This is a genomic window from Bacillus sp. FSL L8-0099 (assembly GCF_038006385.1).
GTDB lineage: Bacteria > Bacillota > Bacilli > Bacillales > Bacillaceae_G > Bacillus_A > Bacillus_A toyonensis.
On the sequence record NZ_JBBOVC010000001.1, the window covers coordinates 575481 to 590036 of the forward strand.

The following is a 14556-nucleotide window of genomic DNA, read 5'->3' on the forward strand; positions in this document are numbered from 1 at the left end:
CCATATGGGAATTCAAAAGAATGTGGAAGCGGTATCATTTGCTGAAGGAAATGAATTGAAAAATGAATCTTTCGCTTCTAAAATTATGAACGTTAAAATCGGTGTTATACCTTTACCGTTATATGTAGTATTGGCTGCTATTATTTATGGGGCATCTGTATATAATAAATTGCCAGCAGACATGATTGGTGGTTTTGCAGTTATTATGATCATGGGTATTTTCTTAGGTGACATTGGGATGAGAATTCCAATTTTAAAAAATATCGGTGGTCCAGCAATTCTCTCATTATTTATTCCATCATTACTTGTATTTTTTAACTGGATGAACCCAGCTTCAATGGAAGCTGCGACTATGTTAATGAAAAAATCGAACTTTTTATATTTATATATTTCTTGTTTAGTAGTCGGAAGTATTTTAGGAATGAATCGTAAAGTGTTAGTGCAAGGTTTCGTTCGTATGTTTATTCCTTTAGTAGTAGGAACGTTAGCTTCTGTAGCAGTAGGATTATTGGTCGGTTCACTATTCGGGTTTGAAATGAAGCATACATTCTTCTTTATTATCGTACCAATTGTGAGCGGTGGTATTGGAGAAGGGATTTTACCATTGTCATTAGCATACAGTGACATTTTAAACGAATCATCAGCAACATTCGTATCACAGCTTATTCCGGCAGCTATTATTGGGAATATGTTTGCAATCGTGAGTGCAGGGTATATGAAGCGTTTAGGCGAGAAGAGACCTGAGCTTAGTGGTAATGGTGTATTAGTGAAAACAGACAATCAAGCAGAATTATTAAAAGAACAAAATACAGAGAAGCCAATTGATTTCTCATTAATGGGAGCAGGTTTATTAATTGCATGTACGTTCTTTATCTTCGGAGGGTTTGCTTCTAAGTTCATCGGTATTCCTGGGGCAATCATTATGATTTTCTCAGCAGCACTTGTGAAATACTTTAAACTAATGCCAGCAAAAATGGAGCAAGGAGCATTCCATTTATATAAATTTATTTCAAAGAATTTAACTTGGCCGTTAATGGTCGGATTAGGATTGCTATATATTCCGTTAAAAGACGTAGCGGCAGTTCTTTCAGTGGGATATGTTGTTGTTTGTGCATCGGTTGTTCTTACAATGGTAGCATCAGGTTTTCTTATAGGAAAAGTGATGAAAATGTATCCAGTTGAATCAGCAATTGTAACTGGATGTCATAGCGGTTTAGGCGGAACTGGAGATGTTGCTATTTTATCAGCTTCAAATCGTATGGAATTAATGCCTTTCGCACAAATTTCGACGCGTTTAGGCGGGGCAGCAATGGTTGTAACAGCGACAATCTTATTAACAATGTTTTCATGATCAAACAAGCTAGCTATATTCATATAGCTAGCTTGTCAAATTAAGGGGAGATTATAAGTATGTTAGAAAATCAAATTAATGAAAGATCATTGTTATTGCATAAAGAGTTGGTAGGGAAAATTGAGATTACAAGTAAGGTAGAAGTTAATACAGCGGATGATTTAAGCCTGACTTATACACCAGGTGTAGCGGAGTCTTGTAAAGCAATTGCAGCAGATGAAGAAACAGCGTATGACTATACAGCAAGAGGGAATATGGTTGCAGTTGTTTCAGATGGAACAGCAGTACTTGGTTTAGGGAATATTGGACCGAAAGCGGCTATGCCTGTTATGGAAGGGAAAAGTATTTTATTTAAAAAGTTTGCGAATGTAGATGCTTTCCCGTTATGTTTAGGGACGACGAATGTGGATGAAATCGTTACCCTTGTGAAAAATTTAGAACCTACATTTGCAGGTATTAATTTAGAAGATATTGCAGCACCACGTTGCTTTGAAATTGAAAAACGATTAAAAGAAGAAACGAATATCCCTGTATTCCATGATGATCAACATGGAACAGCTATTGTCGTCTTAGCAGCTGTTATTAATGCATTAAAAGTTGTAAGTAAACAAATGGATAATGTGAAAATTGTTATTAACGGTGCGGGTTCGGCAGGAATTGCAATTGGAAAATTATTATTAAAAGCTGGTGCAAAACACATTACGTTAGTTAGCTTAGAAGGTATTGTTTGTGAAGGTGAAACATGGATGAACGAAGCGCAAATTGAAGTTTCAAAGAAGACAAATCGAGAATATGTGCGTGGAACATTAAAAGAAGCGATTCATCAGGCTGATATCTTTATTGGCGTATCTGCGCCTAACGTATTAACGAAAGAACTTGTAAAGACGATGAATGAGAAAGCGATTGTGTTTGCAATGGCAAATCCAATTCCAGAAATATTCCCAGAAGATGCATTAGAAGCTGGAGCTGCTGTAGTTGGAACTGGTCGTTCTGATTATTCAAATCAAGTAAATAATGTATTAGCGTTCCCTGGTATATTCCGTGGTGCTTTAGATGTACGCGCGACTGATATTACAGAAGAGATGAAATTAGCGGCAGCATATGGGATCGCTAACATAATTACGGACGAAGAGCGTAGTGCGAACTATGTAATTCCAAATCCATTAGATAAAAGAGTTGTTCCGAATGTTGCAGAAGCAGTAGCGAAAGCAGCCATAGATTCAGGTGTGGCACAAATTACGAAAATGCCAAGTTATAAATAGTAAAAAGCAGTGCCTTCAAGGCACTGCTTTTTTGAGGTAAGAAATCAAAATAATGAAGAAGTGTAGAGTTATTCGTGCTCCCGCATTATTTATCCCGCCCAAAATTCAGTGGATGCAAGGAAGTAGATTAGTTTTGACAACTTACTCAACAGTGATTACAAATTGATCATAATATTTTTCATTCGCATATATATTTAATACCCATAATCCGGATGAAGGTAGCGATATAGTGAGAGGGAGTTCGTTTGTAGTAGAATCGATTGTATTTGAAGTAGTCCAAGTTTGTTTGGAAGTTTCTTGTTGATAGAGTATTGGTGTTGGAGTTACAGATCCTTGTTTTAGCGCGATAATAGATAAATTTCCAGTTGGTATTTCAGGGTCTAGAAAGTACCACATAATTTCATTTTGTTCATTTGCGACAATAGGTGTATCAGCAATTGCAATTCTTCTTTCAATCCCCTTTAAAGGTATCTTTCCGTCTACGAAGGAGGGCGCTTCTTCCCAATTTACATCTTTTAAAACACTAAGATGAAAAAAGGAAGGGGCGTTAACCTGAGATGATGATATTACTATGGCTTCTTTTTTTAGTGCTTTTGAATCAGGTTGAGCCTGTGTGCATCCAGTGATGAGAAAGGAGAAAAGTAGCATAGTTCCGATTTTTTTCATGGTGCCACGCTCCTAATTATTATTGTTAGTGTAATTGTATTTGCTAGATAGCGGGACAATTCCTTTAAAGTATAAAAAGAGGTCGTAAGTTTTGTACGACCTCTTTTGACATTTTTTTATATTTGTTCAGTTGTGTAGGTTGGCTCGGTCTCTTTTTGAGGCATCGTCAAAAAAATAACAGACAGAACGATACATACGCCGCCTAATAATTGATATGATCCAAACGATTCATTTAGCCAAGTGATTGAAACGATGGCTGCTACAAGTGGTTCAATACTAGATAAAATACTTGTTTCTGTTGCTGCTAAATATTTAAGACTACCAATATAAAGAAGGAAAGAAAGGGTCCCACTAATAATGATAAGAATAAGCATAGAAAAAGTTTTTAGTGTAAGAGTTTGTGAAAATTGATTCCATCCAAATGAACGATTATAAATAAGTAGTGCAATTCCTCCGATTAACATCCCCCAACCAATTACTACAGTTGTTCCGCATTCTTTAATGAGAGAAGCTGGATGAAGGGTATAAAATGCAAATCCAATTGCCGTTAATAGTCCGAAAATAATGGCTGATTTAGATAAAACAATATTTTCGATTGAGCCATTTGTAATAATAAAGTATGTTCCTGTTAGCGCAGTTATAATTGCAAGTAGTTGCATAGAAGCAGGGAATTTTCTTTGCTGAAATGCAACATACATTGTAATAAGAACAGGGCCTAGAAATTGAAAGAGTGTTGCTGTGACAGCATTACTAATATGAACTGTTTCGATAAAGGCATATTGCGCGCCGAGCATGCCAAGAATAGAGAAAATAATAAGCTGTATAGAATGTCTAGGATGTTTCCAAATTTGAAATATGTTTTGTTTCTTTATTAGTAAGATAGATAAAATAAATACTCCTGCAAGCAACAAGCGAATTGTTAAAAAATCAATTGATGATACGTTCGTATGTTGAAATAGCCATTGAATCATCGGTCCAGATAATCCCCATAATGTGGCTCCTGTAATAATCATAATGAGTCCAATACGTCTATTTTTGTTCATGATCATGCATCTCCTCTTTAGTATTTGATTTTTTATGTGTGACATGATAAAAGGAATTATATATAAAATCTGGTACTGTAAAAAGTATCAGATTTTAGTTTTATTAAGGGGTCAGATATTATGTTAGAATTAACGCCTAATTTAAATATGAATAGTAAGAAGGCATTGTATGTGCAGTTGTATGAGTATATAAAAAAAGAAATTAAAGATGGAACAATTCTATCTTTTACGAAATTACCAGCTAAGCGAAAGTTAGCAACACATTTACAAGTAAGTAAAAATACAGTAGAGGCAGCTTACGAGCAATTACTTGCAGAAGGTTATATTGAATCAATTTCGAGAAAAGGTTATTTTGTATGTAAGATTGAGCAAATGGTTCATGTAGAAGAAAACGAAGAGAAAATAGAAGAAGTACCCTTTCAGGAGAGGGGTTATAAATTTGATTTCACACAAACAGGAGTCGATACAAATGCTTTTCCGTTCAATATGTATCGAAAAATTATAAATGACGTATGGCAGCCTCATAATAATGAGTTGCTCTTTCTTGGTCACCCACAAGGAGAATGGAGCTTAGGAGAAGAAATTGCGAACTATTTGTATGAATCTAGAGGTGTGCGTTGTGCAGCTAGTCAAATCGTATTAGGAGCGGGAACACAAATATTAGTGAAATTACTGTTTCAATTATTAAAAGGAAGTAATTATGCAGTTGAAAACCCAGGTTATCATAGGAAAATGGTTGTTTTTGAACAGGGAGAAGAGAAGGTTCAAATGTTGTCTTTAGACAGGGACGGAATTTGTATGGCAGATTTAGAAAATAGCGATGCAAATATTGTATTTGTAACTCCATCCCATCAATTCCCATGCGGAATGATTATGCCTATCACGAGAAGGATGCAGCTTTTACAATGGGCGAAGAAAGAAGAAGGTAGGTATATTATTGAAGATGATTACGATAGTGAATTTCGCTATTCGGGAAAACCTATACCGGCACTGCAAGGGTTAGATACAGACGGGAAAGTTATTTATATGGGGACGCTATCGAAAGCATTGTTGCCATCATTACGGATGAGCTATATGGTGTTACCAAAGAAATTGATTAAAAAGTATCAACAACAATATTTATTTTATACACAAAGTGTTTCAAGAATGGACCAAGAAGTGATTAGAAGGTTTTTAAATGAAGGATATTGGGAAAAACATATTCATAAAATGCGTGTCGTCTATCGAAAGAAGAGAGATCGACTTGTTTTTGAACTAGAAAAGTACTTCTCAAATCGTGTTGAAGTGATAGGAGAAGATTCAGGATTGCACATTTTATTAAAGGTGCATAATGGAATGCGGGAAAAAGAATTAATTAAAGAAGCTGCGAAACATAGTATCAAAATATACCCTGTGTCTACGTACTATAAAGACGGTACTGCACCTGAAAATATAGTACTACTTGGATTTGCGATTTTATCAGAAGAAGAAATTGCGAAAGCGATTCAATTATTAAATAAGGCATGGTTTATAAAAAAGTAAAAAAACATCCTCATATATGAGAGGATGTTTTTTATTATTTATTTTCATCTAGGAATAAGACCATATGCTCTTCATCCCAATATTGTCCGTTATATTTCAGTGAACGTTCTTGTACACCAAACGTTTTAAAGCCTAATGACTCATAAAGTTTCTTCGCACCATCGTTTCCGACAACAACATCAAGCATAACTTGTTCTACGTCTAAAGATTTAGCAAGCTCAAGACATTCTTTAATAAGTGCTTTTCCTGCTCCAAGTCCGCGTGCTTTTGGAGACACATATACGGAACCAATTTTTGCTTTATGTTCTTGTTTTACATATGGTTTCGTTTCCAGTGTAGCAACTCCGATTAATTTTCCGTCTTTAAATGCACCTAGTGTATAGTTTTCGTCTTGTGCTAGTTTTTGTGCTTTATATTCAATAGCACACTCTTTATTAATAATATCTTCATAAGAAGAGCTGAAAGCTTCAGGGTTTTGCTTTAATCCTTCTACGCGAAGTTCTAAGTAAATTTCTGCTTCGTCTTTTGTTAATACATGGATATCCAATTATATCACCCTCCAGATCTTTGACAAATGTACCTTTACCATGCTATTCGCGGGCAGTAAGGCTCCAATTTTAAAATTCGGCGAATGCGCGGAAGTTAGGTGGGAGGTAACTGCCCATAAATGCCCGATTGGTTCAACTAATAATCCATGGAGTGAACCTTTCCATGGATTAAAGTTTCACTTTATTTTATATTGAAATAAGAATAATTTCAAAAGCTTAGCTTCTAAGGGCAGATTTTATGAACAAAATAACACCAGTAGTGTTTACTACTACTGGTGTTTTCACACGCATCTTATTCAAAAGGAATCTCGATTATAAAGTTTGTTCCCACTCCTAATTGGCTTGTTACTAGAATGGAACCGTTATGCAATTCTACAATTTCCTTTGCAACAGCCAGTCCGATACCTTTTCCTCCAGTAGCCCTCGTTCTGGATTTATCAACACGGTAAAAGCGATCGAAAATATGCGGGATATCTTCTTCTGGAATACCTTCACCTTCATCTTGTACACTGATTGTAAAATAATCTGCTTCCGTTAGTACACGTATTGTTATAGTAGTGTTTTCTGGTGAATGCTGATAAGCATTATGCAATAAATTTAACATAACTTGTTCCATGCGTCTTTCGTCTATGCAAACTTCTAAATCGTTTTTACAATATACATGAAGTTGCATTTGTTTGTTCGTTAATGTTGTTTTTGTTTTTTCAACCATTCTTTCTAAAAATGGTTGAAGAAGCATCGTTTGTTTTTTAATAACAAATTGGTGTTGTTCTAATTGTACAAGCATAAATAAATCTTGTACGAGATCGGTTACACTATCCGTTTCGTCCTCAATGATTTGTAAATATTCTTCGCGTTCTTCTTTCGTTAAAGAGTCTCTCTTTGCTACCTTTGCATAACCTTTCATATAGGTTAATGGAGTTAATAATTCGTGAGCAACACTAGCGAGGAATTCATTTCGTTCTTTTTTCATATACGTAAGTTCACTCGATAAATCTTCAATCGTTTTTGCTAAACTTCCAAGTTCATCATTTCGTTTAATTCCTAATTGAATTGGCTTATTTAATTTTGAAATTTTTTCGGTCGCTCTTTTCATTTTTATAAGCGGCTCTGTAATAACTCGAGAAAAAACAAAAACAGAAATCGTTGTTAAAATAATTGTTAAAATACTGATGATAAGAAATTGGTCCATGAGTTTAATTAACATATTTTCTAAAAAAGATGTCTTTAATAACATATGTAAGTTACCTTGAAATCCAGTTATTTCAAGTGGGCTTACTGTAGAGATGAATTTCGATTTTTTCCAGTTTTTTTCTACGATCACCCCGTTTTGGGGGATATTTTTCGTTTTGCAAATAAGTTGTTTTTGCATTTCCTTTGTTACGGGTTCTGAGGTGGAAATAATTTTGCCGTTCTTGTCAGTTATAATGATAGTGGTATCGGTGTTAGCAATTAATTCTGAGCCAATTAATTCTTCAGCTGCATGCTCGATAGTGAACTCTTGATACCAAGGGCGTTTAGGTCGTTCGGTGTTTGGTTTTTGTTTAGAATATTCATTCCATTTTGCGCGGTTTACAATTTTGTCACGATACCGATTGCCTTTTTCTAATAGAGCACCTGTTTCTTCTGTAATCCGCATTTTTGAAATACTTTTGTAAAAGGATACGAAAGCAATTGTTTCAATACATAAAGCTAATATTAAAAAGTATGTCCCAATTTTAAGTGAAAGTTTACTCATTTTCCCACCATACCTTATTCATAATAAAGGGTCAGTGGTATGATATTTCCACTGACCTAAATAATTATTCACTTTTCCATTTATATCCGACTTTATAAACGGTTTCTAAATAATCCTCGACTGGAAATCCTTTTTTACGTAATTTATCACGGATATTGCGAATATGCGAATCAATCGTTCTATATTCGATGTCTGTTTCATAGCCCCAAATTTTTTCGATTAAATCATCTCGGCTGTAAGCACGGTTTGTATTTTGTAAAAACAGTCCAAGTAATGAAAATTCGATAGGAGTTAGTGAGATTTTTTCGTCATACACTGTGACAGTATGTTTCGTTTTATCCCACTCAATACCATTGAAGCTAACAAAGCCATCTTTCTTTGTCCGGCGTAATATAGCTTCAATTCGTGCGACTAATACATGCTCATCAAATGGTTTTGTGATATAGTCGTCTGCTCCCATAGTAAGGCCTTTAACCATATCGTAATTTTGATTACGAGCTGTTAGCATAATGATTGGAACGTTGGAAATTTGACGGATTTGATAGCAAGTATCCCATCCATCCATATTTGGCATCATAACATCTAATAAAATAATATCGAATTTTTTTTGCTCGATTAATTCCAGCGCTTCAAGGCCAGATTTAGCTTTCATACAAAAATAGCCGCGAGGGCTTAAGAAAAGATCTAGCAATCGTAACATACGTTCTTCATCGTCTACTAATAAAATTTTTACCATAATCTTGTGCACCCCAAACTATTCATTCTACTTGTATAGTTTACATGAAAATAATAAAAAACTCTTTTTATGTGATTGAATGGATGGCTGATTTTTTCGCTCAGGGCAATTGACATAAAAAATGCACTAGTTTTGCACAACTATTATTTATAATAGAAAACGTAGCGACACAAATACCCTATGTTGCGACATAACGTCATGTCATTTTATTTATAAAATGACAATTCCATTCTATTGTGTATGTGAGATAGAGAGGGTTTTCGTATTCACCTCGCATCGGATAAGAAAAATTTCCTATCTCACACTTTTTTTAAAAGGAGATAATACACATGAATCCAAAAGAAGAAATTTCAAAAAAAGAAAAGCAAGATCGTAATACGGTTGTAATGTGTGTTGCCGTATCTATGATTATTATTATAAGTTGCGTAAATAAAATTTTGGGGATTTTATAATATATAAAAGCTGATTACTTGTTAACAAGCAATCAGCTTTTTTTATTTTATCCGATTGGTGTGGAGTAATAACTAGTGGGGGAATGACTTCCTGGATTAAAGTTCTACTTTATCAAGAGGCATATTTTTATATAATAAACCAAGGTAAAATTGCTAATCCAGAAGTTACCATTGCTGTAGCACATATTAAAAAGATAGCTCGTTTTTTTTGTTTCATGTCACATTCTCCTCTACATATCAATTGAATGCTGTTCGTTCATTTTATATTTTTAGTATAATGAATGGAAAGGATTGGTACGATCGATAAAGGTGACATGAAGATTACATTGTTGTAATGAAAAAAGCATCTTTCTTAATAAGAAGATGCTTTGGGAAAACTATCCCGCTATTTGTGGATTAATAATCAGTGGGGATAGACACCCCCACCAATTAAAGTTTCACTTTATATTGAAGTATTAATCATTTAAGAATAAAACCATATGTTCTTCGTCCCAATATTGACCGTTGTGCTTTAATGAACGTTCTTGCACGCCGTAAGTTTGGAAACCTAATGACTCATATAGTTTTTTTGCGGCATCGTTACCAACTACAACATCGAGCATAAGTTGTTCTACATGTAATTTATCGGCATTTTCAATAATTGCTTTAATTAGAGCTCGTCCTGCCCCAAGGCCACGTGCTTTTGGGGAAACAAAAACGGAGCCGATTTTTGCTTTATGTTCTTGTTTAATGAATGGTTTTGTTTCTAAAGTAGCAATACCAATCAAATCGTTATCGTTGAAGACACCTAGAGTATACTTATCAGGATTGCTTAATCTTTTTGCCATAGCAGCTACAGGATTTTCATGTTTAAGAACATCTTCATAAGAAGAGCTAAAAGCTTCCGGGTTCTTCGTTAAACCTTCCATACAAACTTTTAAATATATTTCTGCGTCCTCTGTTGTTAATAAGCGAATTTCCATAGTTGTAACCTCCTTGGTGGATTTCAAATAAATCCATTACTTTTATAAGATTGAGTATGCGTTTTTTAGCAGTCTCTTTTAATTTGTAAAAGAATGAAAAGATATATGCTACAATGTTTTGATTTAATTGTGTAATGAAATTATATATTAACTTTATTAACTATTCAAGTATTTAATATATTACATTTTTATAACTAAAATAACTCCTCGATCGAGGAGTTATTTTTTAAACATTCAATTGATAGCCATCAATTCGTTTTGGATGTGTGTAAATATTACAAGAGTCATTTCTAATAAATCCTACGACTGTAATGCCTAAGTCATGAGCAAGTTGCAAGGCTAGTTTTGTTGGAGCGGATTTGGATAGAACAATTTCACAGCCGATTTTTGAAACTTTGAGTAAAATTTCAGATGAAATACGTCCGCTAAATGCGATAATTTTTCCTTTAACAGATATATCATTACGTAAACAATAGCCGTATATTTTATCTAATGCGTTATGTCTTCCGATATCCATTCTTGATATAAGGATATTGTTTCGATCACATAGCGCAGTATTGTGAACACCGCCGGTTTGGCGAAATGTAGTGGAAGATTGTTGTAAGGCATTCATTAAGTAAAAGCATTCTTCAGGAGTAATTTTTACATGTATATCATGTAAATCTTTTGCTTTTGCGGCGTCGTTTACGAAAATAAAACCTTGTCTACCTTTTCCGCAGCAAGAAGTGATGTATCGTTTATTATATAAAGTTTGATAGAGTGGATTCACTTTTGATGATTTTACATGGACAATTCCGTTCTCTTTTTGAACCCATATTTCTTCAACATCTTTATAGGAAGAAATAATTCCTTCAGAAATTAAAAAACCAACTACCATATCTTCAATGTAATTTGGTGTGCATACAACTGTTACGTATTCTTCACCATTTAATTTAATAGTAATAGGAGATTCTGTAACAATCTCATCAACTTGTTTTGAAAATGAGCCAGATTGATAGCGTACAATCGTATATGTCTCTTGCGTAAACTCCATATTAAATTCCCCTTTTATATGTATTTTTCTCCCACATTTATCATAAAACATTGAAAAAATAAAAACACCTATTAGCAGGGAAATCACAGATTATTTTGGTTATTATTGTATATGTACGATATAATAGAACTGTAGAATAGTGACATTTTCAAGCTTTCGTAGTTATACCTTATAACATCAAGAATCGACTTCATAAGAAAAGGATTTCAGCAGAGCGTTTCAAAAATATGTACAGTAACTTGTTTTTTGAAAACGGATTCATAAACGTGTTGTACAGTTGGTTGTAAGGAGTGGGGAAACTATGGCAGAACAGACAGTCCGTGTAACCGTTGATGGTAAAGAATTTGCTGCATCAGGTGAAAAGACGATACTACAATTATTTAACGAGAGTAACTTGGAACATCCTCAAATTTGTCATGTACCAGAAGTAGATCCAATTCAAACTTGTGATACATGTATTGTAGAAGTAGATGGGAAGTTAATGCGTGCTTGTTCAACGCAAATAGAGAACGGTATGCATATTGAAAGACAGTCGCAGCGCGCAAAAGAGGCGCAGACTGAGGCGATGGATCGAATATTAGAGAACCATTTATTGTATTGTACTGTTTGTGATAACAATAATGGTAACTGTAAAGTGCATAATACAGTGCATATGATGGAAATTGAAGAACAGAAATACCCGTATGAACCGAAAGTAAGTGCGTGTGAAGTGGACATGTCACATCCGTTTTACCGGTATGATCCCAATCAATGTATTGCTTGTGGACAGTGTGTAGAAGTATGTCAAAACCTACAAGTCAATGAAACTATATCGATTGATTGGAATTTAGACCGCCCGCGTGTTATTTGGGACAATGGTGTAAGTATAAATGACTCGTCTTGTGTGAGTTGTGGGCAATGTGTAACAGTTTGTCCATGTAATGCGTTAATGGAAAAAACAATGCTAGGTGAAGCTGGGTTTATGACAGGATTAAAACCAGATGTGTTAGATCCGATGATTGATTTTGTAAAAGATGTAGAGCCAGGATATAGCAGTATTTTAGCAGTTTCAGAAGTGGAATCTGCGATGCGCAAGACGAAGGTTAAAAAGACGAAAACAGTTTGTACATTTTGCGGTGTAGGTTGCTCGTTTGAAGTGTGGACGAAAGACCGTCATATTTTAAAAGTACAACCTGTTTCAGATGCACCGGTTAATGGTATCTCTACATGTGTAAAAGGCAAATTTGGATGGGACTTTGTAAATAGTGAAGATCGCATTACAAAGCCATTAATTCGCCAAGGAGATATGTTTGTTGAAGCTTCTTGGGAAGAAGCTCTTGAAGTTGTTGCATCTAACATGCAGCATATTAAATCAGAATACGGCAGCGATGCATTTGGGTTTATTTCTTCTTCGAAAGTAACGAATGAAGAGAATTATCTTATGCAAAAACTAGCTCGTCAAATATATGGAACAAATAATGTAGATAACTGTTCCCGTTATTGTCAATCTCCAGCAACAGACGGCTTATTTAAAACTGTCGGTATGGGTGGGGATGCTGGAACAGTGAAAGATATCGCTGAAGCAGGTCTTGTTATTATCGTTGGTGCGAATCCGACAGAGGGACATCCTGTACTTGCGACGCGTGTGAAACGTGCTCATAAATTACACGAACAAAAATTAATTGTAGCAGACCTTCGTAAACATGAAATGGCTGAGCGTGCGGATATATTTGTTCATCCGAGTCAAGGAACTGATTATGTATGGCTTGCTGGTATTACGAAATATATTATCGATCAAGATTGGCATGATAAAAAGTTCTTAGCTGAAAATGTAAAGAACTTTGATGAATATAGCAAAATGTTAGAAAAGTATTCGCTTGATTACACAGAAGAAATTACGGGGATTTCTAAAGAGAACCTGAAAGAAATGGCTCGTATGGTATATGAAGCAGACGGTACTTGTGTACTTTGGGGAATGGGTGTAACTCAAAATACAGGTGGTAGTACAACTTCAGCTGCAATTTCAAATTTATTACTTGTTACGGGTAACTACCGTCGTCCTGGTGCAGGTGCATACCCATTAAGAGGACATAATAACGTACAAGGCGCTTGTGATATGGCGACCTTACCGAATTGGCTTCCAGGTTATCAAGCGGTATCTGATGATACGCTCCGTGCTAAATTTGAAAAAGCGTACGGTACGACGATTCCGAAAGAGCCAGGATTAAATAATATTGCAATGTTACTTGCGGCGGAAGAAGGAAAACTGCGCGGTATGTATGTTATGGGTGAAGAAATGGCTTTAGTAGATTCAAATGCGAACCATGTGCAACATATTTTAGCGAATTTAGATTTCCTTGTTGTTCAAGATATGTTCTTATCAAAAACAGCTCGTTTTGCTGATGTTATTTTACCGGCAGCACCGAGCTTAGAAAAAGAAGGGACGTTTACGAATACAGAACGTCGTATTCAAAGATTATATGAAGTATTGAAGCCGCTTGGTGATTCAAAACCAGACTGGTGGATTTTACAAAAAGTAGCTCGTGCACTAGGCGGAGATTGGAATTATGAAAACCCAAGTGAGATTATGGATGAAATAGCATCGCTTGCACCGTTATATTCTCAGGCAACATATGATCGTTTAGAAGGATGGAATAGTTTATGTTGGGGTAGCCATGATGGTAGCGATACACCGCTATTATATGTAGATGGATTTAACTTCCCAGATAAACTTGCTCGTTTATCATTAGATGAATGGGTACCACCAGTTGTGGCGCCGGATGAGTATGATTTACTATTAAATAATGGTCGTATGCTAGAGCATTTCCATGAAGGGAATATGACGAATAAGTCGGCTGGTATTTTATCTAAAGTATCTGAAGTATTCGTTGAAATTTCACCTGAACTTGCTAAAGAGCGTAATGTGAAAGATGGTGGTCTTGTAGAATTAGCATCGCCGTTTGGTAAGATTAAAGTACAAGCACTTGTTACAGACCGTGTAACGGGAAATGAGTTATATTTACCAATGCATGCAACAGTAAATGAAGAGGCTATTAATATTTTAACAGGAACAGCGACAGATATTTATACGTGTACACCAGCTTATAAACAAACGATGGTGAAACTGCGCGTATTACGTGAAAAAGGAAATCGTCCATTACCATCTTCAAACCCGCGAGATAAAAAACGCCATCCACAAAATGGTGTTGAAATTCAGCAAAAATGGCAAAGAAAACAATACGTATCACTGGTGGACTAGGGGGCG

At 35.2% G+C, this 14556-nt stretch carries 12 protein-coding genes; 5 read left to right on the forward strand and 7 right to left on the reverse strand.

The genetic code is table 11. The features are described from left to right. The first annotated feature begins 4 nt into the window (after positions 1 to 4). Together MHH42_RS02965 and MHH42_RS02970 are read left to right on the forward strand one after the other, a co-directional pair. Complete coding sequence (locus MHH42_RS02965; RefSeq protein ID WP_000512713.1) at positions 5 to 1351, forward strand: 2-hydroxycarboxylate transporter family protein; 1347 nt, start codon at positions 5 to 7, stop codon at positions 1349 to 1351. Between the two features lie 59 nt (positions 1352 to 1410). Beyond that, positions 1411 to 2613, forward strand: coding sequence for an NAD(P)-dependent malic enzyme (locus tag MHH42_RS02970; RefSeq protein WP_000892431.1), 1203 nt, complete (start codon positions 1411 to 1413; stop codon positions 2611 to 2613). Positions 2614 to 2754: 141 nt separating this feature from the next. Here the strand turns inward: MHH42_RS02970 and MHH42_RS02975 are convergent, their stop codons facing one another. Beyond that, on the reverse strand, positions 2755 to 3279 hold the full coding sequence (locus MHH42_RS02975; RefSeq protein WP_097854350.1) for a DUF4871 domain-containing protein: 525 nt from the start codon (positions 3277 to 3279) through the stop codon (positions 2755 to 2757). Between the two features lie 116 nt (positions 3280 to 3395). After that, positions 3396 to 4322, reverse strand: coding sequence for a DMT family transporter (locus MHH42_RS02980; RefSeq protein ID WP_016107501.1), 927 nt, complete (start codon positions 4320 to 4322; stop codon positions 3396 to 3398). A gap of 120 nt (positions 4323 to 4442) precedes the next feature. Between MHH42_RS02980 and pdxR the strand changes: the two genes are divergently transcribed. Further along, positions 4443 to 5843 carry a MocR-like pyridoxine biosynthesis transcription factor PdxR gene (gene pdxR, locus MHH42_RS02985; RefSeq protein WP_340892876.1) on the forward strand — a complete coding sequence of 467 codons (1401 nt, stop codon included), beginning with the start codon at positions 4443 to 4445 and terminating at the stop codon, positions 5841 to 5843. Positions 5844 to 5877: 34 nt separating this feature from the next. Here pdxR and MHH42_RS02990 read toward each other — a convergent pair whose 3' ends face one another. From MHH42_RS02990 to MHH42_RS03000, 3 genes are all read right to left on the reverse strand, one after another. Then, the gene (locus tag MHH42_RS02990; protein ID WP_000351211.1) at positions 5878 to 6390 is read right to left on the reverse strand and encodes a GNAT family N-acetyltransferase; all 513 of its coding nucleotides are present in this window, start codon (positions 6388 to 6390) and stop codon (positions 5878 to 5880) included. A 293-nt stretch (positions 6391 to 6683) separates the two neighbouring features. After that, positions 6684 to 8129 carry a HAMP domain-containing sensor histidine kinase gene (locus tag MHH42_RS02995; protein ID WP_000041010.1) on the reverse strand — a complete coding sequence of 482 codons (1446 nt, stop codon included), beginning with the start codon at positions 8127 to 8129 and terminating at the stop codon, positions 6684 to 6686. 64 nt (positions 8130 to 8193) lie between these two features. Further along, positions 8194 to 8865, reverse strand: a complete 672-nt coding sequence (locus MHH42_RS03000; protein WP_000238941.1) for a response regulator transcription factor — start codon at positions 8863 to 8865, stop codon at positions 8194 to 8196. A gap of 329 nt (positions 8866 to 9194) precedes the next feature. Here MHH42_RS03000 and MHH42_RS03005 point away from each other — a divergent pair, with 329 nt between their 5' ends. Next, entirely contained in the window at positions 9195 to 9317 is a 123-nt protein-coding gene (locus tag MHH42_RS03005) for a hypothetical protein (RefSeq protein ID WP_001068390.1), read from the forward strand. 455 nt (positions 9318 to 9772) lie between these two features. Here the strand turns inward: MHH42_RS03005 and MHH42_RS03010 are convergent, their stop codons facing one another. Both MHH42_RS03010 and fdhD read right to left on the reverse strand, forming a co-directional pair. Further along, a complete protein-coding gene (locus MHH42_RS03010) occupies positions 9773 to 10279 on the reverse strand; it encodes a GNAT family N-acetyltransferase (RefSeq protein WP_000405887.1) in 507 nt (168 codons plus the stop codon). A gap of 226 nt (positions 10280 to 10505) precedes the next feature. Beyond that, on the reverse strand, positions 10506 to 11312 hold the full coding sequence (fdhD, locus tag MHH42_RS03015; protein ID WP_000397291.1) for a formate dehydrogenase accessory sulfurtransferase FdhD: 807 nt from the start codon (positions 11310 to 11312) through the stop codon (positions 10506 to 10508). Between the two features lie 301 nt (positions 11313 to 11613). Here fdhD and fdhF point away from each other — a divergent pair, with 301 nt between their 5' ends. Next, positions 11614 to 14550 (forward strand): formate dehydrogenase subunit alpha, encoded by a 2937-nt coding sequence (gene fdhF / locus MHH42_RS03020; RefSeq protein ID WP_016107503.1) that lies wholly within the window; start codon positions 11614 to 11616, stop codon positions 14548 to 14550. Positions 14551 to 14556 lie beyond the last annotated feature (6 nt).

Coding starts and splice junctions, on each gene's coding strand:
- fdhD (WP_000397291.1), bottom strand. CDS start 11,312: ATGGAGTTTACGCAAGAGACATATACGATTGTACGCTATCAATCTGGC.
- MHH42_RS02965 (WP_000512713.1), top strand. CDS start 5: ATGGGAATTCAAAAGAATGTGGAAGCGGTATCATTTGCTGAAGGAAAT.
- fdhF (WP_016107503.1), top strand. CDS start 11,614: ATGGCAGAACAGACAGTCCGTGTAACCGTTGATGGTAAAGAATTTGCT.
- MHH42_RS02970 (WP_000892431.1), top strand. CDS start 1,411: ATGTTAGAAAATCAAATTAATGAAAGATCATTGTTATTGCATAAAGAG.
- MHH42_RS02980 (WP_016107501.1), bottom strand. CDS start 4,322: ATGAACAAAAATAGACGTATTGGACTCATTATGATTATTACAGGAGCC.
- MHH42_RS02995 (WP_000041010.1), bottom strand. CDS start 8,129: ATGAGTAAACTTTCACTTAAAATTGGGACATACTTTTTAATATTAGCT.
- MHH42_RS03010 (WP_000405887.1), bottom strand. CDS start 10,279: ATGGAAATTCGCTTATTAACAACAGAGGACGCAGAAATATATTTAAAA.
- MHH42_RS03005 (WP_001068390.1), top strand. CDS start 9,195: ATGAATCCAAAAGAAGAAATTTCAAAAAAAGAAAAGCAAGATCGTAAT.
- MHH42_RS03000 (WP_000238941.1), bottom strand. CDS start 8,865: ATGGTAAAAATTTTATTAGTAGACGATGAAGAACGTATGTTACGATTG.
- MHH42_RS02975 (WP_097854350.1), bottom strand. CDS start 3,279: ATGAAAAAAATCGGAACTATGCTACTTTTCTCCTTTCTCATCACTGGA.
- pdxR (WP_340892876.1), top strand. CDS start 4,443: ATGTTAGAATTAACGCCTAATTTAAATATGAATAGTAAGAAGGCATTG.